The sequence below is a fragment of the Salinicola lusitanus genome (assembly GCF_038648475.1).
Classification (GTDB): Bacteria; Pseudomonadota; Gammaproteobacteria; order Pseudomonadales; family Halomonadaceae; genus Salinicola; species Salinicola lusitanus.
The window spans coordinates 2,903,908-2,923,428 of record NZ_CP151919.1 but is presented as its reverse complement, the minus strand read 5'-3'; the positions used below and the strand labels follow the sequence as shown (position 1 = coordinate 2,923,428).

Annotated in this window: 25 protein-coding genes and 1 tRNA gene; 17 read left to right on the top strand and 9 right to left on the bottom strand. The window is 62.8% G+C overall.

What is annotated here, in order from left to right; all coding sequences use genetic code 11:
* Nucleotides 1–117 precede the first annotated feature (117 nt).
* The 5 genes from AAGT95_RS13155 (at nucleotide 118) to AAGT95_RS13135 (ending at nucleotide 5,979) form a co-directional block, all read left to right on the top strand.
* Nucleotides 118–1,278 (top strand): M20 aminoacylase family protein, encoded by a 1,161-nt coding sequence (locus AAGT95_RS13155; protein ID WP_342594059.1) that lies wholly within the window; start codon nucleotides 118–120, stop codon nucleotides 1,276–1,278.
* A gap of 49 nt (nucleotides 1,279–1,327) precedes the next feature.
* Nucleotides 1,328–2,239: an NAD(P)-dependent oxidoreductase gene (locus AAGT95_RS13150; protein ID WP_342594058.1), complete on the top strand. Its 912-nt coding sequence runs from the start codon at nucleotides 1,328–1,330 to the stop codon at nucleotides 2,237–2,239.
* Nucleotides 2,236–3,795, top strand: a complete 1,560-nt coding sequence (locus tag AAGT95_RS13145; protein ID WP_342594057.1) for an aldehyde dehydrogenase family protein — start codon at nucleotides 2,236–2,238, stop codon at nucleotides 3,793–3,795. The genes AAGT95_RS13150 and AAGT95_RS13145 overlap by 4 nt, the downstream gene beginning before the upstream one ends.
* Before the next feature lie 93 nt (nucleotides 3,796–3,888).
* Nucleotides 3,889–5,016, top strand: a complete 1,128-nt coding sequence (locus tag AAGT95_RS13140) for an aminotransferase class V-fold PLP-dependent enzyme (RefSeq protein WP_342594056.1) — start codon at nucleotides 3,889–3,891, stop codon at nucleotides 5,014–5,016.
* Between the two features lie 90 nt (nucleotides 5,017–5,106).
* Nucleotides 5,107–5,979 (top strand): VOC family protein, encoded by an 873-nt coding sequence (locus tag AAGT95_RS13135; RefSeq protein WP_342594055.1) that lies wholly within the window; start codon nucleotides 5,107–5,109, stop codon nucleotides 5,977–5,979.
* 49 nt (nucleotides 5,980–6,028) lie between these two features.
* Here the strand turns inward: AAGT95_RS13135 and AAGT95_RS13130 are convergent, their stop codons facing one another.
* Nucleotides 6,029–6,943 (bottom strand): LysR family transcriptional regulator, encoded by a 915-nt coding sequence (locus tag AAGT95_RS13130; protein ID WP_110600869.1) that lies wholly within the window; start codon nucleotides 6,941–6,943, stop codon nucleotides 6,029–6,031.
* Between the two features lie 206 nt (nucleotides 6,944–7,149).
* Between AAGT95_RS13130 and AAGT95_RS13125 the strand changes: the two genes are divergently transcribed.
* From AAGT95_RS13125 to AAGT95_RS13110, 4 genes are read left to right on the top strand one after another with little or no spacing between them, the layout of a single operon-like run.
* On the top strand, nucleotides 7,150–7,485 hold the full coding sequence (locus AAGT95_RS13125; protein ID WP_110600868.1) for an antibiotic biosynthesis monooxygenase family protein: 336 nt from the start codon (nucleotides 7,150–7,152) through the stop codon (nucleotides 7,483–7,485).
* Nucleotides 7,469–8,101 (top strand): cell wall hydrolase, encoded by a 633-nt coding sequence (locus AAGT95_RS13120; RefSeq protein WP_342594054.1) that lies wholly within the window; start codon nucleotides 7,469–7,471, stop codon nucleotides 8,099–8,101. The genes AAGT95_RS13125 and AAGT95_RS13120 overlap by 17 nt, the downstream gene beginning before the upstream one ends.
* A 40-nt stretch (nucleotides 8,102–8,141) precedes the next feature.
* Entirely contained in the window at nucleotides 8,142–8,942 is an 801-nt protein-coding gene (epsC, locus tag AAGT95_RS13115) for a serine O-acetyltransferase EpsC (RefSeq protein WP_342594053.1), read from the top strand.
* 10 nt (nucleotides 8,943–8,952) lie between these two features.
* Nucleotides 8,953–9,990: a DUF1853 family protein gene (locus AAGT95_RS13110; protein ID WP_342594052.1), complete on the top strand. Its 1,038-nt coding sequence runs from the start codon at nucleotides 8,953–8,955 to the stop codon at nucleotides 9,988–9,990.
* Here the strand turns inward: AAGT95_RS13110 and AAGT95_RS13105 are convergent.
* Nucleotides 9,926–10,816, bottom strand: coding sequence for a carboxylate/amino acid/amine transporter (locus AAGT95_RS13105; protein WP_342594051.1), 891 nt, complete (start codon nucleotides 10,814–10,816; stop codon nucleotides 9,926–9,928). The genes AAGT95_RS13110 and AAGT95_RS13105 overlap by 65 nt on opposite strands.
* A 57-nt stretch (nucleotides 10,817–10,873) precedes the next feature.
* Here AAGT95_RS13105 and AAGT95_RS13100 point away from each other — a divergent pair, with 57 nt between their 5' ends.
* Nucleotides 10,874–11,302, top strand: a complete 429-nt coding sequence (locus AAGT95_RS13100) for a DUF6314 family protein (RefSeq protein WP_342594050.1) — start codon at nucleotides 10,874–10,876, stop codon at nucleotides 11,300–11,302.
* Nucleotides 11,303–11,354: 52 nt separating this feature from the next.
* Here the strand turns inward: AAGT95_RS13100 and AAGT95_RS13095 are convergent, their stop codons facing one another.
* Both AAGT95_RS13095 and AAGT95_RS13090 read right to left on the bottom strand, forming a co-directional pair.
* Nucleotides 11,355–11,513, bottom strand: a complete 159-nt coding sequence (locus tag AAGT95_RS13095) for a YqaE/Pmp3 family membrane protein (RefSeq protein ID WP_110717078.1) — start codon at nucleotides 11,511–11,513, stop codon at nucleotides 11,355–11,357.
* Between the two features lie 173 nt (nucleotides 11,514–11,686).
* A complete protein-coding gene (locus tag AAGT95_RS13090) occupies nucleotides 11,687–11,926 on the bottom strand; it encodes a hypothetical protein (protein WP_342594049.1) in 240 nt (79 codons plus the stop codon).
* A 218-nt stretch (nucleotides 11,927–12,144) separates the two neighbouring features.
* Here AAGT95_RS13090 and AAGT95_RS13085 point away from each other — a divergent pair, with 218 nt between their 5' ends.
* The 4 genes from AAGT95_RS13085 (at nucleotide 12,145) to AAGT95_RS13070 (ending at nucleotide 13,837) form a co-directional block, all read left to right on the top strand.
* Entirely contained in the window at nucleotides 12,145–12,465 is a 321-nt protein-coding gene (locus tag AAGT95_RS13085; protein ID WP_110600854.1) for a hypothetical protein, read from the top strand.
* A 176-nt stretch (nucleotides 12,466–12,641) separates the two neighbouring features.
* Entirely contained in the window at nucleotides 12,642–12,839 is a 198-nt protein-coding gene (locus AAGT95_RS13080) for a hypothetical protein (RefSeq protein WP_110600852.1), read from the top strand.
* A gap of 77 nt (nucleotides 12,840–12,916) precedes the next feature.
* Nucleotides 12,917–13,066, top strand: coding sequence for a hypothetical protein (locus AAGT95_RS13075; RefSeq protein WP_167404622.1), 150 nt, complete (start codon nucleotides 12,917–12,919; stop codon nucleotides 13,064–13,066).
* A gap of 369 nt (nucleotides 13,067–13,435) precedes the next feature.
* Nucleotides 13,436–13,837 carry a hypothetical protein gene (locus tag AAGT95_RS13070; RefSeq protein WP_342594048.1) on the top strand — a complete coding sequence of 134 codons (402 nt, stop codon included), beginning with the start codon at nucleotides 13,436–13,438 and terminating at the stop codon, nucleotides 13,835–13,837.
* A 1,041-nt stretch (nucleotides 13,838–14,878) separates the two neighbouring features.
* Here the strand turns inward: AAGT95_RS13070 and AAGT95_RS13065 are convergent.
* Together AAGT95_RS13065 and AAGT95_RS13060 are read right to left on the bottom strand one after the other, a co-directional pair.
* Nucleotides 14,879–15,253 carry a DUF6482 family protein gene (locus AAGT95_RS13065; RefSeq protein ID WP_110600847.1) on the bottom strand — a complete coding sequence of 125 codons (375 nt, stop codon included), beginning with the start codon at nucleotides 15,251–15,253 and terminating at the stop codon, nucleotides 14,879–14,881.
* A 15-nt stretch (nucleotides 15,254–15,268) separates the two neighbouring features.
* Nucleotides 15,269–15,484, bottom strand: coding sequence for a DUF2945 domain-containing protein (locus tag AAGT95_RS13060; protein WP_110600845.1), 216 nt, complete (start codon nucleotides 15,482–15,484; stop codon nucleotides 15,269–15,271).
* 181 nt (nucleotides 15,485–15,665) lie between these two features.
* Between AAGT95_RS13060 and AAGT95_RS13055 the strand changes: the two genes are divergently transcribed.
* Nucleotides 15,666–15,905, top strand: coding sequence for a hypothetical protein (locus AAGT95_RS13055; RefSeq protein ID WP_110600843.1), 240 nt, complete (start codon nucleotides 15,666–15,668; stop codon nucleotides 15,903–15,905).
* A 159-nt stretch (nucleotides 15,906–16,064) separates the two neighbouring features.
* Here AAGT95_RS13055 and AAGT95_RS13050 read toward each other — a convergent pair whose 3' ends face one another.
* Entirely contained in the window at nucleotides 16,065–16,835 is a 771-nt protein-coding gene (locus AAGT95_RS13050; protein ID WP_342588723.1) for a Crp/Fnr family transcriptional regulator, read from the bottom strand.
* 276 nt (nucleotides 16,836–17,111) lie between these two features.
* Between AAGT95_RS13050 and AAGT95_RS13045 the strand changes: the two genes are divergently transcribed.
* Both AAGT95_RS13045 and AAGT95_RS13040 read left to right on the top strand, forming a co-directional pair.
* Nucleotides 17,112–17,936 (top strand): manganese catalase family protein, encoded by an 825-nt coding sequence (locus AAGT95_RS13045; RefSeq protein WP_110600841.1) that lies wholly within the window; start codon nucleotides 17,112–17,114, stop codon nucleotides 17,934–17,936.
* Between the two features lie 197 nt (nucleotides 17,937–18,133).
* A complete protein-coding gene (locus AAGT95_RS13040; RefSeq protein ID WP_110600839.1) occupies nucleotides 18,134–18,382 on the top strand; it encodes a DUF1654 domain-containing protein in 249 nt (82 codons plus the stop codon).
* A 508-nt stretch (nucleotides 18,383–18,890) separates the two neighbouring features.
* On the opposite strand, the gene AAGT95_RS13035 is transcribed toward AAGT95_RS13040, so the two are convergent.
* Both AAGT95_RS13035 and AAGT95_RS13030 read right to left on the bottom strand, forming a co-directional pair.
* A tRNA-Gly gene (locus AAGT95_RS13035) sits at nucleotides 18,891–18,964 on the bottom strand.
* Between the two features lie 75 nt (nucleotides 18,965–19,039).
* Nucleotides 19,040–19,204, bottom strand: a complete 165-nt coding sequence (locus AAGT95_RS13030; protein ID WP_342594047.1) for a hypothetical protein — start codon at nucleotides 19,202–19,204, stop codon at nucleotides 19,040–19,042.
* Nucleotides 19,205–19,521: the final 317 nt, after the last annotated feature.

The window sequence follows — 19,521 nt, the reverse complement described above, 5'->3', positions numbered from 1 at the left end:
CGTGGTGGCCCAGGTACTGCTGTAGGCACCTCGCTTTCATCGGCGACGCGCCCGCCCCCGTAGCGGGCGCGTCACCCGATCGTTCGAATCGATCACGATCCATTGCTGGAGCAGATCATGAACCAGATCGCACCCTATCCCGACCCGAAGACGCTGACCGCGTGGCGCCACGACTTCCATCGCCATCCGGAGATCGCCTTCGAGGAGACCCGCACCAGCGAGCGCATCGTCGCCATTCTGCGCGAGCATGGCCTCGACCCGGTCACCGGGCTTGGCGGAGGCACCGGCGGCGTCGTCACCATCAGCGGCAACCGGGGAGAAGGCCGGCGTATCGGGCTGCGGGCCGATATCGACGCTCTGCCCATCGACGAACTCAACGACGTCGATCATCGCTCGACGATACCGGGGCGCATGCACGCCTGCGGCCACGACGGCCACACCACCATGCTGCTGGGCGCGGCCTGCGCGCTGGCGAAGGATCCGGACTTCGCCGGCCAGGTCCACTGTATCTTCCAGCCCGCGGAAGAGAGCGAAGGCGGCGGCCGGGTGATGGTCGAAGAGGGGCTGTTCGAGCGCTTCCCGATGGAGGCGGTCTACGGCCTGCACAACTGGCCGGGACTCGCCGTCGGCGAAGCCGCCGTCCACGATGGCCCGGTGATGGCGGCGTTCGATGTCTTCACGCTCAAGCTGACCGGGCGCGGCTGCCACGCGGCCATGCCCCATCTGGGAACGGACGTGGTGCTCGCCGCCTGCCAGCTGGCCAATCAGTTGCAGGGGCTGATCAGCCGCGAGACCCCACCGCATCAATCCGCCGTGCTGAGCATTACCCAGTTCCACGCCGGCGACGCCTACAACGTCATTCCGGAGACGGTGGAACTGCGCGGCACCGTGCGCTGCTTCGATGCGGCGCTCAAGGCCCGGCTGGAACAGCGCTTCCGCGACGCCGTCACGGCCACCGCCCAGTTCCACGGCCTCAAGGCCGATTTCGACTACCAGGCGCGCTATCCGGCCACGATCAATACGCCCCGGCATGCCACCCGATGTGCCGAGGTGCTCGAGGCGCTGCCCGGCATCGACAAGGTCCACCGCGACCTGGCGCCCAGCATGGGGTCGGAGGATTTCGCCTTCATGCTCGACCGCTGCCCCGGCGCCTATATCTGGCTGGGTAACGGCGACAGCGCCGCGTTACACAACCCGGCCTATGACTTCAACGACGCCATTTCACCGCTCGGCGTCGCCTACTGGCAGGCGTTGGTGAAGAAACTGTTGAACGACTGACGACGGCCCTAGCAAAACGATTCATCCGCAAGCAAGCCTGGAGAACCTGATGAAAATCACCGTCATCGGCCTTGGCCAGATGGGTGGCAATATGGCGCTGACGCTCAAGCGCGCCGGCTTCGATGTCAGCGGCAGCGACCGTTTCGAGGCCGCCCGCGAGCGTCTGGCGGCGCAGGGCCTCGCTACCGTCGGCCCGGAGGCGATAGCCGCCAGCGATGTCTATCTGCTGTCACTGCCCACCTCCGATCACGTCCGGGAAGTCATCGAAACCTCACCTGGACTGCTCGACCGCGCACCCATGGGCAGCGTGATCGTCGACACCTCCACCAGCGACCCGGTGGTGAGCCGCGAACTCGCCGCCAAGGTCATCGCGGCCGGCCTCGAGTGGCTGGACGCCCCGGTCAGCGGCGGCCCCAAGGGCGCGGCAAACGGCAAGCTCGGCATGCTGCTCGGTGGCGACATGGCGACGCTGGAGCGTGTCATGCCGATGCTGGAAGCGATGTCCGCCAAACGAACCCATGTGGGCGGCCCGGGCAGCGGCCACGTGGTCAAGCTGGCCAACAACTACCTCTGCGCCACCAACCTGATCGCGACCGCCGAAGCCGTGGCCCTCGCGGCCAAGGCCGGCGTCGATCCGGCGGCCTGCCTGTCCGGCCTCAACAGCGGCTCGGGGCGCAGCGCCGTCAGCGAAGTCAATTTTCCCGAGTGGATCCTTTCCGGCCGTTTCGACTCCGGCTTCACCAGCGGCCTGATGCGCAAGGACCTGCGTCTCGCCCGGGACGCCGCCGACGATCTCGGGCTCGATCTGGCACTTCTCCATCAGGTCGTTGCCGGCTGGCATGCCAACGCCGAACGCCCGACGGACGGCGACGATTTCAATCATATCGTCTCGCCGATCCTGGCCCAGGCCGGGGTCGATTTCACCCGGCGCTCCACCAACGACGAGGAGACCTCCGCATGAATGCGCTCGACACCCAGGCCCAGCAAGCCTTGCACCGTCTTCTCGCCCAGTTCGGCTTGTCGCTGGAGCCCGGAGACACGCCCTGCTCCAACTGGATCGACGGCAATCTGGTCGCGGGTCAGGGCGACAGCATCGCGCTGACGAACCCGGCGACCGGAGGCGACCTGGGCAGTTATCGCGATGCCGGCGCCGAGCTGCTCGATCGGGCCGTCGAGGCCGCGGCGCGCGCCCAGCTCGAATGGATGGCGTTGACCGCCAGTGAACGCGGCCGGCGCATGAACGCCGCCGTCCGTCGGCTGGAGGGCCACGAGGAGGACCTCGCTCAGCTCGAGAGCGTGGTCGCCGGCAAGCCGATTCGGGACTGCCGGGGCGAGGTCGGCAAGGTCAGGGAGATGTTCGAGTACTACGCCGGCTGGTGCGACAAGCAGCACGGCGAGGTCATTCCGGTGCCTACCTCCCATCTCAACTACGTTCGCCACGTCCCCTTCGGCGTGGTCGGCCAGATCACCCCCTGGAACGCACCGATGTTCACCTGCGCCTGGCAGCTGGCGCCGGCCATCGCCGCGGGCAACGGCGTCGTTCTCAAGCCTTCGGAGCTGACGCCGTTCTCATCGGTGGTGATCGCCCGCCTGCTCGAATGCGGCGGCCTGCCCAGGGGGCTGATCAATATCGTCAACGGTCTCGGCCCGACCACCGGCGCCGCGCTGACAGGCCACGACGGCATCAGCAAACTGGTGTTCGTCGGCTCCCCCGACAGCGGCCGCCTGATCGCCGAGGCCGGCGCCCGCCGCCTGGTCCCCAGCGTGCTCGAGCTCGGCGGCAAATCCGCCAACATCGTGTTCGACGATGCCAGGCTCGACGATGCCGTGGCCGGCGCCCAGGCAGCGATCTTCGCTGCCGCCGGGCAGAGCTGCGTGGCCGGTTCGCGCCTGCTGATCCAGCGCGACATCTTCGATGCCGTGGTCGAGCGCGTCGGTCGGGCCGCCAGCCAGATTGCCGTGGGCCTCCCTGCCGATGAGGCCACCCGCATGGGGCCGCTGCAGAACGCCCGCCAGTACGGACGCGTCACCGCCATGATCGAGCGTGCCAGGGCCGCCGGTGCGCGTGTCGTCACTGGCGGGCAGCGCCCGGAGGGGCTGCCCCCAGGCGCCGACGGTTACTACTTGGCACCGACGGTGATCGCCGATGTCGACGCCTCCATGGAGATTGCCCGCGAGGAGGTGTTCGGTCCGGTGGTCGTCGCCATGCCGTTCGACGACGAAGCCGACGCCGTTCGGCTCGCCAATGCGACCCGCTTCGGTCTCGCCGGGGCCGTCTGGACGCAGGACCCGGCCCGCGCGCATCGCGTCGCCGGCCAGCTGCGTGCCGGCACGATCTGGATCAACAGCTACAAGGCGATCAACGTGATGTCGCCCTTCGGCGGCTTCCGTGACAGCGGCTTTGGCCGGTCCAGCGGTCTCGACGGCCTGCGTGAATACACCGTCCCGCAGAGCGTCTGGGTCGAGACCGGCGCCGAAGCCAGCGTCGCCATGGGTTACGGCAGCGGCGCTGCCTGAGGCGCCGTCGAGGGCGGGCAGCGACGTCGCTCGCCCAGGCGCGAGTTCGGGTATCATCGCAGGCATCAGCCTGGAACCGACGAGGAATCGCCCGTGCACCCCGCCGATCTCTGTTATCTCAACAACGCCTCCGTCGGCCTGCAGAGCCCGGCGGTCGCGGCTCGCCTGCGGGATTGGCTGGAGGCGGAGATGGCGGCCTATCCGCGTCAGCGCCTCGAGAGCGCGCTCTGGGATGGCCAGGCGACCAGAACCAAGCTGAGCCAGTGGATCGGTGCACCGGAGACCCAGCTCGCCTTCGGTGCCAGCACCTCGCAGCTCATGGCCCAGGTCATCGGCAACCTGGACCTCGCCGGAAGACGGCTGCTGGTCGCACCTGGCGAGTGGGCTTCCAACATCGTCATGCTCAGACGGCTCGGCGGGGAGCCGCCGCGCGCCATCGAACTGCTGGCGACGGATGCGGATGGCCGGTTGGACATGGCTGCCATCGCCAGGCAGATCGACGACGACGTCGCGGCGATATTGACGCCGCTGGTAACCAGCATCGAGGGTCGGCGCTACGCGGTGGAAACCCTGGGCGCCCTGCCCCGGCCGTCGCACTGTCCGCTGATCGTCGATGCCGCACAGGGGCTGGGACAGACGGAGATCGACGTCCGCCGACTCGGCTGTGACGTGCTGGTTGCCACGACGCGAAAGTGGCTTCGTGGACCCCGTGGCATGGCACTGCTCTATGTCAGCCAGCCGGCAATGGCCATGATGCGCCTCAACCCGACGCCAGAGCTGGCGGGGCTGAGGCTGGATCCGACAAGCCAGCGGTTCGTCGATCTGCCCCAGGCCCGACGTTTCGATGCTTCCGACCTCTCGATCCTGAATCAGGTGGGTTTGACGGCCGCCCTGAACGAGTTGCAGCAGATCGCGCTGCAGCCGCTGCGCGACCATCTGGCAGCACTCGCCGGACAGGTCTACGACATCGCCCGGGAGCAGGGATTTCGACCGCTGTTGCCCCATCCCGAGACGGGCATCGCCACGATCCACCTGCCGGATAGCGAGCCGCTCCAGGTGGTTCAGCGGCTCGATGCCGCCGGAATCGTCGCCAAGGCCTGCAGTACGGCCGCCGAGCCGCTGAACGTTCGGCTGCCGGCAACCGGCACGCTATTGCGGATCTCGCCTCACTGGCACAACACCTCGGCGGACATCGACCGCGCCATGGCGGCGTTGAGATGAGAAAACGCGAAGCCGATCGCGTACCCTGTCTCCCGCGCCTTGCGATATTGGGCGATACTGCAGACAACGACGCGACGGGATGGAAGGCTCATGAGCTTCGGCATCGATCACCCTTTACTGGCGGTCAGTAATCTCGATCATGCCGCCCAGTCAGCCAGGGATCTCGGTTTCACCGTCAATTCACGGCATCAACATCCGTGGGGCACGGACAATCACCTGCTGTTCTTCAGCAACAACTTCATCGAACTGATCGGCATCGGTCGTCCGGAATGCCTGGACTACCAGGATGCCAATGGCTTCCAGTTCGGCCGCCTGGTCGAAGCGCGACTGATCACGGTAGGCGACGGCATCGCCATGGTGGCGCTGGACAGCGACAGCATCCAGCGCGACCATGCCCTGGTCGCGGCACGTGGCTTCAACGACGCTTGCCCGATCATCTTCCGCCGCATGGCCCACCTGCCCGGCGGCCGCGATGAGGAGGTGAGCGTGGCACTGGATATCCTCCACGACCCCGAACGCCCCTTCCTGACCCAGTTCCTCTGCCAGCAGCTACGCCCGGAGCTGTTTCGCGTCGACCCGACGCATGAGGCGCATGCCAATACCGCGACATCGATCGCCGATGTCTGGTACGTCAGCGATGAGCCGGATTACGACATCGAGCACTTCCGTCGCATTCACGGTGCCGGCTCGGTCCGGGGCAGCGACGCGGCATGGACGATCCACACCCACAAGGGGGACTGCCACCTGCTCGATGCCCGGACGCTGGCGGCGACCTTTCCCACCCTCGGCGAGGTCGAGGCGGAACCCCCACGCGCCGTGGCCCTGACCCTAACCTGTCGGAGCCTGGCAGCGGCGATCGCCTGCTGGGAGGAGCACGGGGTCGACTACCATCGTCACAGCGAAACCCAGGCCGACATTGCGCCGGGTGTCATGGGGACCCTGCTTCGATTCGAGCAGCGTTAGCGGGTATCCCGCCGATACCGACCGGACGAGGGCCTCGTGACGTCGTTGCTCACGACGGGGCACGGAAGGCCTGCATCCAGGCCGCCAGGTGGCGCAGCAACTTGAGGCTCGCCTGCGGCTGGCGCCGGCCGACCCGGGTGATCATGTGGGCCTGGGAGTTCTGGAAAAGTGCCGACGCCACCGGTAACGCCACCACGCTGCCCTCGACTATCTCGTGGGCCACGGCAAACCGCGGCAGCAGCGTGATCCCCATGCCGGCGACCACCGCCCGGCGCAGCACCGCCATCGAGTTGGTCTCCACAGCGACCTGCGGGTGCAGGCCCGCCTCGGCGAACGCCTGATCCACCAACCGGCGCACGCCGTGCCCCGGTTTCCAGAGCGCCATCGGGATTCCGCTGAGTCGTTGCAGCGAGATCGGATCAGGGTCCCCGGCAAGCGGGTGGTCGGCGGGGCAGATCGCCAACAGCGGCTGGCCGCTGGAGGCCCAGAAGCGAATCTGCGGATGCACCCGTTCGTGGAACATCAGCCCGATATGCGCCCGATCCTCCACCACCGACTCGATGATCTCGTCCGTACCCGCCTGTTCGATGTCCAGGCGCACGCCCCGGTAGCGTTCGGCAAAGGCTCTGAGCGGGGCGTCGATCAAGTCATTGATGAAACCCTCGCCCACGACCAGGGAGATGGTGCCGGTCTCCAGCCGCTGGTAGGCCTCCAGCCGGGTGATGAACTCGTCGTCCAGGTCCCCGCGTCGACGGCAGTAGTCGAGCGCCATCTCGCCCACCGGCGTGGGGCGAATCCCTCTCGGCGTGCGTTCGAGCAGCGGCGCTTCGAAAGCCGCCTCCAGCAACGATATCTGGCGACTGACCGCCGAAGGTGCGATGTCCAGCCGCGCCGCCGCCTTGCGCAGCGATCCGGATTCGACCGTGACGCGAAAGTAGACCAGGCGCTGATGGGGAATGTCCATGAGTGTCGACCGGAGAGCGGGAACCGTGGCCACGATTAGCCCACCAACTCGCGACGACGTCAACGCTCTCGCCGGGGCAACGGCGCTTTCGACTCGACTTCGGCCACCGGATGCTGGCAATGTTGCCCAGTCATGCCTGAAAACTCGCGGCGACGGCTTTCATCGATCTCCTCGCCGGCGCCGCTCTTCCCAGCAGGAGTCACCACATGTTCATCGCCATGAATCGCTTTCGCGTCAACCCCGCGCGCACCGAGGAGTTCGAGACGCTATGGCTGGAGCGCGAGACCCATCTCCAGGGGCTGCCCGGATTCGTCGAATTCCAGATGCTGCGCGGCCCGGCGGAGGAGGACCACGTGCTCTACGCCTCCCACACCGTCTGGCGCTCTCGCGACGATTTCGACGCCTGGACCCACTCCGAGGCATTCCGTGCGGCCCATGCCAACGCCGGCCAGAGTCGGCGTGAAGGCCTCTATCTCGGCCCACCCAAGTTCGAGGGCTTCGACGTCATTCAGACGATCGGCAGCGATGAAAGCGCTGGCTGAGCGGGGCTATCGGCACCTGGCGATCGGCCTCGTCCTGGCCGGCCTGCTGTCGAGCGGCCCTTCGTCGGCCTCGCCACCGCCGACCAGGGCCGAGATCGCGAAGCAGAAGGCCGTGCAGCTCGAGCGGCGCGTGGTCGAGACGGACAGGATCGAACCCGCCCCCGAGGCAGTGCGATTGACGCCGGAGGGAACCGAGGCTGTCGATCCGCAGGGTTTGGCGCCGCTCGATGATGCGATCACCTGTCTGGCGCGATCGATCTACTGGGAGGCCAAGGGCACCGATCAGCGCGAGATGCAGGCGGTCGCCAACGTGATCATGAACCGGCTGGGCAACCCCGAGTTTCCCTCGAGCCTGTGTGACATCGTTCAGCAAGGATCGGAGCATGGACACTGCCAGTTCTCCTGGTGGTGCGATGGCCGTCCCGACGAAGCCAACGAGCCCGAACAGTACGCAGAAGCCAGGGAAGTGGCGCGTCGCGCGCTCAACGGGACGCTCCCCGATATCACCCATGGCGCCCTGTTCTTCCATCACCGCAGCATCTCTCCCGGCTGGATGTCGACACTGATCAGGACGGCTCGAACCCAAGAGTTCAACTTCTATCGCCAGCCCGGATGATCCGGCCCCACTCCTCCCGACGCAGACCGAATCCACGCCGATGAAACCACGCTTCGACACCGAACAGACCGGGCCCGCCGATACCGGACACCGACCGATTCCCTTCTCGAATCCAATCGATACCGACGCCCTGTGGCAGACGCTACTCGAAGCCGCGAAGAGCGCGATGAACCGGGACACGCTGCTGTCCGCGCTGTACCGCCATGCCCTGCTGGAGGTGCCGGACTTTGCGAGCGCCCTGGCCCGGGTCATTGCCGAGACCCTGACCACGCCGCAGTTGCCGGAGGAGGCAGCGCGGAAGCGTGTCGAGGCGCTTCTCGACCGACATCCGGCGATCGCCAGAGCCGCCGAGCGGGATCTGGTCGCGCTGCTCCGCGAGGATGCCGCCATTCCCGAACCCTTCACGCCGCTGCTGTTCTTTCCCGGCTACCGGGCCGTGCAGTGTCACCGCATTGCCCATCAGTGGTGGCTGGACGGGCTGACCGACCTGGCTAGCCATCTCCAGTACCGCACGGCAGTCCAGTTCAGTGCCGACATTCACCCCGCCGCGACCCTTGGCGCCGGGCTGTTCGTCGATCATGGCGCCGGGATCGTCATCGGTGAAACCGCCGTCGTCGAGGACGATGTCACCATCTTCCACGGGGTGACCCTCGGCAGTTCGGGCAAGGTGAGCGGCGACCGTCACCCCAAGGTCCGCCGTGGCGCCTTCCTGGGGGCCGGTGCCACCATCCTGGGCAATATCGAAATCGGGGAAGATGCCCGGATCGGCGCTGCGGCCATCGTCACCCGCAGCGTCGCCGCCGGCACCACCGTGATCGGCACCGCCGCCAGACCGCGCTAAGAGAGTCACGATGTTCGCCCCCTCGCAGCCAACCGTCAGCCTCGACATCTTTCAGACGCCGGGATCTCCACTGACGAACGATCTGGCGGGACTCAGCCGGCCCTGGGTGCGCGACATGGCGTGGTTGCTGCACGCGCCGGACATGGCCGCCCTTGGCTGCCTCGGCCGCCCGACGCTGGCGGAACTCGGGCTCGACCGGCGCGACCGCCGGCGGGCCTGGCTGGCGCAGCAGGAGACCCTGGATGCCGACTTTCAACGACAGCGACTGAAGCGGCGCTCGCAGCGACTGGGCATCTACCACGAGACGCTTTGGCAGTGGATCCTTGAGCAGGCCCCCCGCACTCGCCTACTGGCGCACAACATCGCGCTGCGCGAGAAGGGGCAGACCCTGGGCGAGCTCGACCTTCTCTACGCGCCAACGCCGGGCATCGACTCGCCATCCGACGATCGCAAAGCCGATGTCTTCCACGCCGAGCTGGCGATCAAGTTCTTCCTCGGTCTACCGGAAGGCCCGGGGGATCGACACGATGGAGCACGCTGGATCGGCGTCGGGAGCTTCGACTCGCTGGCCATCAAATGCCATCGCCTCCAGTCACACCAGCTACCCCAGGGCCTGTCCCCCGTCGCCGAGCGACAACGCCAGGCGTTGGGCGCCGCCGGATCACTGCAACAGCGGATCATCATGCCCGGGTGTCTCTACCACCCCTGGGGTCAACGCCTGCCGCTACCCCGCCTTGCCAATGACAGCGCGGAGCAGGGCCTGTGGTGTCACCGAAGCGTCTGGCCAGCGCTGCTGCGACAACTGCCCGAAGGCACGGCTGGCCATTGGCTGATCAAGCCCCACTGGCTCGCACCGCCCCTCTCCGCGCCATCGCCGCTGGCGGCGCTGGAGGGCGCACTGGCAAGGCATTTCAACGACCAGGGCAAGTCGGCGCACCTGCTGCTGGTCCTGCCGAGCAGCAAGCAGTGCCGGGTTTTCGTGGTCAGGGACGAGTGGCCGCCGGCACTGCCGCTGCCCCCGCCGGGCCTCTTGCCCAGCGCGCGTTGAGCCATAGCGAACCGGCCAGGATCAGCGCGCCGACTCCCAGCCGCGCGAGATCGGCGTCCCGGTTCCAGATCAACAGGTTGACGATCAGTCCAGCCGGGATCAGCGCATTGTTCATGATGGCCAGGGTGCCGGCATCGACACGGCAGGCCCCCTTGTTCCAGAGGAAGTAGCCCAGCCCGGAGGCGACGATTCCCAGCCAGCCCAGCACACTCCACTGGAGCGATGTGGTGGGCAGCTTGGCGGCGTCTCCCAGCACCCAGAAAGCCGGCAACGCGATGCACAGAGCCCCCAGATAGAACCAGCCAAACAGATGGCGATGCGCCAGTTCGGTCGGCAAGCGCCGCGCCAGATGCCGATACCCGACCTGGCCCAGTGCAAAGCAGAGATTCGCGCCCTGCACGACCAGAAAGCCGAGCCAGTAGTTGGCGGTGACTCCATCGTATCGAATGACCGCCGCGCCTATCACCGCCAGCACGGCCACCGCGAGGTAGCGCGGCGAGAAGCGCCGCGCCAGCAGGTCGTCGATCAGGGTGATATAGAGCGGCGTGAAGATGGTGAACAGCAGCACTTCCGGCACGGTCAGCAACAGAAACGAGTGGTAGAAGAAGAGATACATGACCCCGAGCTGGAGACTGCCGATGGCCATGAGACCCAGACGCGAGGGCCAGCGCAGCGCGGCAGGCCGCAGGAAAGGCAGAAAAATCAGCGTCGCCAACAGGATACGCACCATGACCGCAAAGTAGCTATCCACTTGCCCTGACAGGTAGACACCGATCAGACTGAAAGAGAAGGCCCAGAGCGCCGTGACGCCAACGAGGTAAGACATGCAGGTCAACCTGTGAAAAATGATAAGTTGACAGCCATTATACGGCTAAGCGCGGTTTTGCCCAGCCTGTCGCGCTTCGAATTCGTGGCGCAATCGGGGGCGGGTTCGGCAGTAGGTTGGGACGGCTGGGGTAGCGGCACGGTCGACGTGGCTCGACAACAGGACACCGTGCGATTTTTCGAGTCCGGGACCTTCACGCCCGATGGCCAGGATCGCAGCATACCGATGCGCAACGTCTATCGCTGGGATCTTCATTCCGAGCGGATCTCGCTGTCCCACGAACGCCGTGGCACCGACGCTGCCGTTTGGCTTTTCGATCTCATTGCTAGTGACGAGGACACCCTGGTCAGCGCCGAGGTCCATCAGTGCGCCGCCGACGCCTATAGCGCCTCGCTCACACTGGTATCGGACGGTATCGATCTGGAGTGGCGAATCGTCGGCCCCCGCAAGGACGAGCGTATTCTCTATCGTTATCGAGTCCGCTGAAACGACGACGGCTTCCCGAGGGAAGCCGAAGAAGGGAATCGCTGAAACCGTATCAGCGCGTCGCAATGATCCAGACGGCATGAATGATGCCCGGGATGTAACCCAGCAGCGTCAGCACGATATTGATCCAGAATTGCAGTCCCAGGCCAACCTGCAGGAACACCCCTACCGGCGGCAAGAGAATGGCGAAGATGATGCGAATGATGTCCATGTAGCCTCCTTTGCTCAGAACGACATCGTTATTGGCGTCAAACAATCCATTGTGGAGTTTCAGGCGACCGTCGAACCGGCCGGCCTGAACAACGGGATGGCGACATCCCGCCGACTGATAATGCTTCACCCCGCCACAGCATAGCGCCCTTTGACCGCGAACGCTGTCGTTGGTCAGTGACCATCGTCGGTGAAGCGCGCCTTGTTCACCTTGGTCTGAATGGTGGAAGACTCCGAGGCAAGTTCCTCGTGATGCCTTTCCCAGTCTTCCCAATCATGCGGCGTGCCACTTCTCGGACCATGTTCGGCGGCCTCGCGCGCCCGTGCCCAGGCTTTTTCCTCGAGCGACTGGGGCCTGTCCTGCTCCTTGTCCAGCGCGATGCCCTGCTTGGCGAGATAGTCTCGAGCATTCATCCAAAGTCTCCCTCCTGCATCGCAGGATCGTCAAACTGCACTCGCGGATGCGCTTCGCTCCGCAATACTCGTTAGATGGCAGCGACCGGCCGTCACTTCAAGGTCTCCATGAACGTTCGTGCCGTCAATTTTCTAGCCGAATGCCATTTATGGGCTACAGTGAAAGTGCTTCGAGTTGCATATCGCAACAAACATCGCATACACAAAAGGAATTTGTCATGAGAAAGCATCTGATTACCTCAGCGGTGGCCGCCATGTTGCTGATGGGCGTCGCTGGCAGCACCTTTGCACAAAGTGATGCCATGGAAGAAGCCGAGCAGGCGAACAATCAGCCCATGGCTTCGGGCAGCGGCGTCACGACGGATGGCGATAAGGCCTCGGACCAGGCTAGCGGTCACAGCGACGCTGCCAATCAGTCCCTTGACGCAGTCGATGCCGAGACGGACGAAAAGACGGATATCAAGCAATCCGACGACCTCGACGACATCAACGCCGAGGGGCACAGCGACGCGGCTGGCGATGCCATCGAAAGTCAGTGATAGTCCACTGGCGATAGCCGAGGGGCCTCGGCCCCTCTTTTTTTCATGCACCGAGACAACGTGAAGTCACGCCGAGTTGCAAGACCGACTCGGATCGTACCTGCGGCCGAAGCACGACCGGTCGGTCGTGCCGCGACACCCGGTGAAAGCCGTCAATCCGAGAGGAGCATTCGACCTTGAACTCGTTCGTCGTCCGTCATTCGACGATCAATGAAACACACCAGGCGCCAGAGTGGCTGGTGGTCGATCAACGCTACGACGATGGTGCGGAGCCTTGCTGGATCATCTCCCGCCACGCCTTTCCGGAGGAAGCCGAAATGGAAGCCGAGCGCCTCAACGGCAACGATACGGCCCCCATCGGTAGCGTCGACTAGTGGGGTCGTGACGAAGGAAGGAATACCCGCGAACCCTTGACGAGAGATGTAGCACCACCATCGATCGGGATGATGTCATGAAGAAGATGATCGGCGCCGCCATCGCCAACTGGTTGAGAAAACCGGAAAACCGTGAGAAAGCCAAACGCACGGCCAAGCAGGCCTACGATAAGTATCAGCGCCGCAAGAAGGGAACGGCGCCCGATACAGGCCCCGACTCTCGCTGAGGCCAGTCGGCAGTCAGCGACAAATGACGCCCCATTGCGACGAACCGTGTGTCGGAAGTGCATCGTTCCGACATGGAATCGATCCGGTGCCGATGATGCTTGTTGGGATCTCGTCTGGTACTTGCTGGAACGCCACGTCAATTTTGCCAACTAAGGCGTCGATTCCTGGAAATTCACCCCCAGTTATTGAGATGACGATAATGCACTTTAAAATCGCTTGTAAGATCAACCCCTTCCCTGGTTTTGTTACTTTCGCTTCACATTAGTGTGACAGAAAAGCTAATATCCAATCTGCATCCAGGTGAAAGCTAAATGCGTACTCCTTGATAGAAGACACGGTCGAGCATTGGCTAAGGTGGGAGCAAGCGCATGTCAAACCGCTATTTCGTTAGAACCGTCAACCCCAATACCCTGATGGAACATTTCGTCGTCGCCGATTTCCAGCAGGAGGGGGCATGCATGAACGTCTATTTCAATCGCCCCGCCGCCATCGAAGAAGCCAGGTGGCTGAATCGCCATCACCACCGCCAGCGACTCAAAGACGCGCGTTATGAATGGCAGCACAATATTCATTCACCCAGTACACTTCCGCCTCAGATCGAGCCGACGGAGCGACACTCCAAGGAGAGCGATTTCTCCTCGACGTCACCCAACGCGACGGTCCCGGCCGGTAGAGCAGAAGACCGCCTTTCGCGAGACGATTCGCCATATCCCCGAGAGACACCAGCGCAGGTCATGAAGGCACTGCTGAAGCGGCGTCTGGTAGATTGAGGAATCGAGGAGGCTAGGCCCCAGTAGGGTGGGAGAGGCGCCAACGACAGCCGGGATCGGCTGGAGCGGGTGAAAGGAATCGAACAGCGGCGGTTTTTCGAAGTCCCAAGGCATTTTTTTCGCCGTCCTTACACTCAGCCATACAGATAATCCATCACTGCACGAATGCCCCATAAGGGTGCCTATCCGCCAAGCTCCGGCGATGGTGACCGTGTCTTCTCTCACCCGCGACCTCACGCCCTCAGCCTCCGGTCCCGTCAACATGGCCGGTCGTGCAGGCTCGCTGTCAGCGCCGCTTCGCTACCCCTCGGAGAATTGGTTAGCGCCCTTGCCGTCGCATTCAGAGCGAGCACAAATATCTTGAGGCATAGGAATGCTCCATTATTAGTCAGTTTCAACTTAAACCTAGTGCCGCCTGTTATGTCATAGCAATAGCGGCAAGGCTCGAGCGCCCTATCAGCCAGTAGCGTTTAGCTTACATTAAAAGTCTAAGTTGGCCTCAAGGAGGAGACACGACGATGCGATTAGATCAGAGGCAAGCTCAACGTCTCGTCGAAACGGGGCTCGAGCCATTCGTCGTAGAGTGGCAAGACACTCAGAATGAATCATTCCCTATCCGCATCACACACTCTGACAAAGTTATGTGCCGTACCATACCAGCTAGCACGTTCTTCTACCGGAATGCCCTCGTGCGCCGAATCGATATGCTCAGGGCCGAGGCGGAATATCATTTCGACTTCCCCTGCAATATTTGGAAAGAAGGGGATGAGGTGAAGAACCTCAAGATCACCCTTCCCATACATCGTGAATAGCTTCAGGGACCGACGCGGAACCGGCCACGAGGAAGATTTCTACTGCCTGGGCAACTCACATCGCCCTCCTCGCACCGCGAGTAGCTCTCCAGCGTTTCCGTGCGCTGCTGGGTCAGATCTCCCGGTATGTACGGGACAACGCCGAGCGCTGATCGCAGGCACGAAAAAAGCGCCCAGGCTGGGGCGCTTCACTCCCACGTTTACAACTGGTCAGGGTAGCTTGTCTTCATTACAGGGTCGCCTGGGCGTCAGCAGTCCCAACCGTCTCTCCGACAACTCCGATGGCAACGCTCAAGGGCGATGCATCCAGCGTAAGCGGGGTCTTGTGCGAGGTGCTGTAGGCCGTGTTGCCGACCATGATCGAACCGGACCGTTGCTGGACAAGGTAGAGCGGCAGTTTCTCGAGTCCTCTGACGTTGCGAAGCCTCTGCTTCGCGTGCCCCAGGGACCGGTCGCTGATCTGCCTTCCCTGTTCATCGCGAAGGGCAACGGCGTATCCTTCAGCGACGGCGCGGAAATGGAAGGACTGTGACGTTACGGACTCGATGTGGAGCTCCGAGATCTGCCCGTCACGCGCAAGTTGTACAAATTTCGAGAATTTCATGGCACCCATCCTTGGCTAGGCTTTCTCGATTTCGGAATGCAGTTTCAACACCCTAGTACCGTCCTCCTGCTTGATCAGATACGCCGGCATTTGCTTGGTCCCTTTCCTCGTCACCTCGCTGCCCTGCAGTTTCCTGGTGACCTTCTCCTGGTACTTCCGGGTCACCTGACCTTCCGCCCAGTTGTCGCCCCACTTCCATTTGACCCACTCGCGCTGCTTGTAGTCCGACATGTCTGAAATCCATTTCCTGTACACAACATCAAATCTTGTACAGTTTTTCCCGTCATGCCATGATGCTTTCGTCGGCACGGATCGCCGACGGAAGGTCGGGCCTCGGGGCCCAGTTCAGGAGCATCTCCCAGACATCGACCGGTCAGGAAGACCGGCCAGCAGAAAGCCAAGGATGGCCATCATGAAACACGAGATTTCCTGCCCACGCTGCGGGCATCACGAAGCAGCCTCAAACGATACCGCCAGAGACTGGGACGAGATCAAATGCCTGGAGTGTGGCGAGTTCCTTGGCACCTGTGATCACCAATTCGCCTTCGCCTCACGCAACCACCGCATGCACACCCTGAGTCAGTCGCTGGAACTGCTTATCGAGCTGTCCCGCGATCAGGCGTGGACGCGGGCGGTAGCCTCCGCAGCTTGAACCGACACTCGCTTTCGTACTGTTCCCTTCGGCCGCTCACCATGAGCGGCTTTTTTCGTCCAGCCACCCATCGCATCACCGTCGCAGCCTTTCCCTCGGGTCTCGGGAAAAAAGGATCGACATCGTCGAGGTGCTCCCCGCCGCGCATCGCACTCTCCTTTACGCTGGTGCGTTCCTTTCGAGATGAAGGTAGGTGGGATCGAAGTCACCCGCCTCCTGGAGCTCGTCCCAGTCGAGCACGGTGATATGAGTTCGAGTCACCAGGAGAAGTCCCTGTTTGGCGAGCATCCCGTAGACTCGACTCATGTGGACTGAGCTGATGCCAAAGGCATCGGCCAGATTCGCTTGAGTGACTGGAAACTTGAAGGAGCTCCCTTCCGTAAGGCCTACCGCTTTGAGACGCATCATCAGTTCACAGACCAGATGCGCTACCCTTCCAAAGGCTTCACGCTGACCAATGTTGAGCATCCAGTCTCTGTATATGGCCGCGTCGATCAACGTCTCGCGCCACAGGGCGACCCCCAACCGAGGGTAGGTATCGCACACTTGCTGTATCTTCTCGTGGGGGATATAGCCCACGGTGCAGGAACTGATCGGAGCGAGGCCAAAATCCATCACCCCAAGGTGCAGGCTCTGAATATCGGGGATATCCCCCGGGACATGGATTGCCATGATCTGACGCCCGCCGTCGGACGTCAGTTTGTAGATGCAGGTAAAGCCCTCGATCACCACGCAGCACTGCGTGGGCCGCTCTCCCATGCGCACGATGTCGTGACCCGGTTCCAGCGAGGCTATCTCCAAGGGCAAATCTCTAAGCGCTCGGATCTCTTCATTCGACACGGGATGAATACTTTGCAGCCTTCGGATCAGCAAATCGTTCGGCGAAATTGAGCGGGTCATAAGCAAGTTCACATCAGAGGATTGGGCCAAGATAACTCCCTGAGAATAGCCGATGTTGTGCCTTTCGCTGTGACCGGCAGCAAGTCTCTCAGCTACGCGGTTCGGCCTTCTCGTCCTGCTTCACTCGCCGTGTCCTGGGCCCGAGCCGGGCCCAGGACAGGAGTTGACGTGAAGTAGCTCCTCCCTCGTGGAAGACAAAGCACCAATGGCACTCGAGCTTAACGTATGTTGGGAGCCTCTCCTCCGCATTGATTTAGCCTCACAGCGTGGCCGCGATTTCGCGGTCCAACATCTGCGGAGAACATCATGTTCCAGCATTCATCGAAGCTTCAGTACCCCGTAAAGGTCGACGCGCCCGATCCCCAGTTCGCGATGCTTTTGCAGCAAGCGATCGGCGGGGTCGAGGGCGAGATCCGCGTTGCGATGCAGTACTTCTTCCAGGCCATGGGAGCACGCGGCGATGACCGCATCCGCGACTTGCTCATGTCGACGGCAACGGAAGAACTCTCGCATATCGAGATGCTCGGCCACGCCGTCGCGCTCAACCTGGAAGGTGCCCCAGTCTCCTATCAGGAGGAGTCGGCCAAGGACCCCATCATCAACGCGATACTCGGCGGCGCCAATCCGCGCCACCTGCTGTCGTCCGGGCTGTCGGCAATGCCGGTCAATGCCAACGGCGTACCGTTCGACATGAGCCATGTCTATGCGACCGGCAACATCGCCGCGGACATGATGGCCAACGTTGCTGCGGAATCCGGTGGCCGCGTCCTGGCCTCGCGGCTCTACAATTGGACCGACGACAAGGGCATGAAGGACTTTCTCTCGTTCCTCATCGCCCGTGACACCTATCATCAACAGCAGTGGCTAGCGGTGATCGAAGAGCTGGGCGGACTCGAGAAGAATTTGCCGATTCCAAACTCCACCCCCGAGGCTCACGAAGCGACAGAGCACTCCTACTACTACCTCAACACCCTGACCGACAAGAAGGCGCCTGAGGGGCGCTGGAACACGGGTCCGTCGCTAGACGGCCGAGCGGAGTACTCCACACGTCAGCAGCCGGAGCCGGAGGGCCAGGAGCCCTCTCTCGGCAAAGCGCGCAAAGGCTCTGGCGCCCAAAACGAACAGATGTAGTCTCTTACCTTCGGCCCATCGCCACGATGGGCCTTCAATCCTCTGTCCCCTAGCCCATTGGCCACAGGGATTAGCGGTTTCCGCTGGAGAATCTTCCTGAAGAGGGCCTGACTGTAAGCAATTCGAGCGACTTGCCTACTTGATGACTCTTGCCTGATACTGTACATATATCCAGCAATCTCAGGGAGCACGCTGTCATGTCCGCACAGTTCAAAGCCGCCGCGTCGTATCAGCAGTTGACCCGCCGCATCCAGCGACAGATCGCCCGGGCGCGCGATCGTGAGCAGTATGCTGTCACTGTCTACCGCTTCGACGAGGACGATCCCGTCGCCTGGGAGCGTATGCTCAACGAATTCGAGGAACTGGAAGACGTCTCGGTCAATCGTGTCGGCGCCGCCGAGGCGCTGGTCACCTGGAACGCGGCGGAAACGGAAGCGGCGTCATGACCACCTTTGTCGGTATCGTCCAGGCCGACCCGGGCGCGCCGCCCTACTCGAGCTCTCTCGCCACCGGCGAGGCCCGCGCGAGCTTGCTGCCGCCCGCGCAGGACTAGCTCGAACGACGCCGGGTCCGAACGTCACACGATCGCCTCTTGCGCCCGAGCACGGGCCCGCCGAGCCCCATCCAGGTGATCGGCCGGTGGCCGGCTCACTGGACCGAGCCCCACCGCTTCCGGCCGGAGGCGGCGATACGAAATAGTGGCGATCGAGATCGAGACTTTCGCGATACTCTCAAGATTCCGGTTCGAGCTTGGCGAGTGCGGTATCCGCCAGCGGGTGCCGCTCGAGCTGATCGCGTTTCACCCCAGCTTCCATGCATGGCTGAGACCTGGCCATACAAGAGGATCGTGGCTACCCGCGTTGATGTCTGGACGTATTCGAACGGATTAGCCCAGTCACCGTGCGGGCTGGAGGGCGATAGAGGGATATTTTCGGACGTGTCTGATTACTGAAATGGAGCGGGTGAAGGGAATCGAACCCTCGTCTTAAGCTTGGGAAGCTTCTGCTCTACCATTGAGCTACACCCGCCACGGGCTAGATCGTAAGTCCGGGAACTTGGCCTTTGCAAGCCTGTATTTCGCTGCCGTCCATCCCGGTCGTGCATCAACGGCGGACAAGAGAGAGCCCGGCCCTCCTGAGGAAGACCGGGCTCTCGATCAGCTTGCGCCTGGCCAGCTGACGGCCCGGGGGAGTGGCCCCCGATTCCCTGGCGCAGCCGTCCTTGGTGAATACCGTGATATCTTCCTTGGCCACCAGTGAAAAGCTCAATCGTCACGCCGTGGAAGGTACGAGTCTTCCAAGGGATAACCTTGAGACTGCACCAATAAAGAGGATTTTAAAATTAACGTGCGTTAATTATTAAGGGGTTGTTTAGTAGAGATTTGTAACGATAAAACACACTAACCGACTGAACAGGTAGTGGCGAAACGTAAGAAAAGGGATCGGGGACATCATTAATCAGCGTCAAAAAAATCCCCGACCGAAGTCGGGGAACCAAGGATCTACAACGAATCTCGATTTTATCTTCTCCCCTGGGAGGGAAATAGAGCCAATGATCTGATTTTTTTGTAAGACATTGCCGACAA

Bases quoted from the DNA above. Each gene is read 5' to 3' on its own strand.
- AAGT95_RS13105 (WP_342594051.1), bottom strand. From the start codon at position 10,816: ATGTCTTACCTCGTTGGCGTCACGGCGCTCTGGGCCTTCTCTTTCAGT.
- AAGT95_RS13065 (WP_110600847.1), bottom strand. From the start codon at position 15,253: ATGAAATTCTCGAAATTTGTACAACTTGCGCGTGACGGGCAGATCTCG.
- AAGT95_RS13095 (WP_110717078.1), bottom strand. From the start codon at position 11,513: ATGGACATCATTCGCATCATCTTCGCCATTCTCTTGCCGCCGGTAGGG.
- AAGT95_RS13155 (WP_342594059.1), top strand. From the start codon at position 118: ATGAACCAGATCGCACCCTATCCCGACCCGAAGACGCTGACCGCGTGG.
- AAGT95_RS13150 (WP_342594058.1), top strand. From the start codon at position 1,328: ATGAAAATCACCGTCATCGGCCTTGGCCAGATGGGTGGCAATATGGCG.
- AAGT95_RS13135 (WP_342594055.1), top strand. From the start codon at position 5,107: ATGAGCTTCGGCATCGATCACCCTTTACTGGCGGTCAGTAATCTCGAT.
- AAGT95_RS13085 (WP_110600854.1), top strand. From the start codon at position 12,145: ATGAGAAAGCATCTGATTACCTCAGCGGTGGCCGCCATGTTGCTGATG.
- epsC (WP_342594053.1), top strand. From the start codon at position 8,142: ATGAAACCACGCTTCGACACCGAACAGACCGGGCCCGCCGATACCGGA.
- AAGT95_RS13070 (WP_342594048.1), top strand. From the start codon at position 13,436: ATGTCAAACCGCTATTTCGTTAGAACCGTCAACCCCAATACCCTGATG.
- AAGT95_RS13045 (WP_110600841.1), top strand. From the start codon at position 17,112: ATGTTCCAGCATTCATCGAAGCTTCAGTACCCCGTAAAGGTCGACGCG.
- AAGT95_RS13125 (WP_110600868.1), top strand. From the start codon at position 7,150: ATGTTCATCGCCATGAATCGCTTTCGCGTCAACCCCGCGCGCACCGAG.
- AAGT95_RS13055 (WP_110600843.1), top strand. From the start codon at position 15,666: ATGAAACACGAGATTTCCTGCCCACGCTGCGGGCATCACGAAGCAGCC.
- AAGT95_RS13130 (WP_110600869.1), bottom strand. From the start codon at position 6,943: ATGGACATTCCCCATCAGCGCCTGGTCTACTTTCGCGTCACGGTCGAA.
- AAGT95_RS13145 (WP_342594057.1), top strand. From the start codon at position 2,236: ATGAATGCGCTCGACACCCAGGCCCAGCAAGCCTTGCACCGTCTTCTC.
- AAGT95_RS13075 (WP_167404622.1), top strand. From the start codon at position 12,917: ATGAAGAAGATGATCGGCGCCGCCATCGCCAACTGGTTGAGAAAACCG.
- AAGT95_RS13090 (WP_342594049.1), bottom strand. From the start codon at position 11,926: ATGAATGCTCGAGACTATCTCGCCAAGCAGGGCATCGCGCTGGACAAG.
- AAGT95_RS13120 (WP_342594054.1), top strand. From the start codon at position 7,469: ATGAAAGCGCTGGCTGAGCGGGGCTATCGGCACCTGGCGATCGGCCTC.
- AAGT95_RS13040 (WP_110600839.1), top strand. From the start codon at position 18,134: ATGTCCGCACAGTTCAAAGCCGCCGCGTCGTATCAGCAGTTGACCCGC.
- AAGT95_RS13060 (WP_110600845.1), bottom strand. From the start codon at position 15,484: ATGTCGGACTACAAGCAGCGCGAGTGGGTCAAATGGAAGTGGGGCGAC.
- AAGT95_RS13110 (WP_342594052.1), top strand. From the start codon at position 8,953: ATGTTCGCCCCCTCGCAGCCAACCGTCAGCCTCGACATCTTTCAGACG.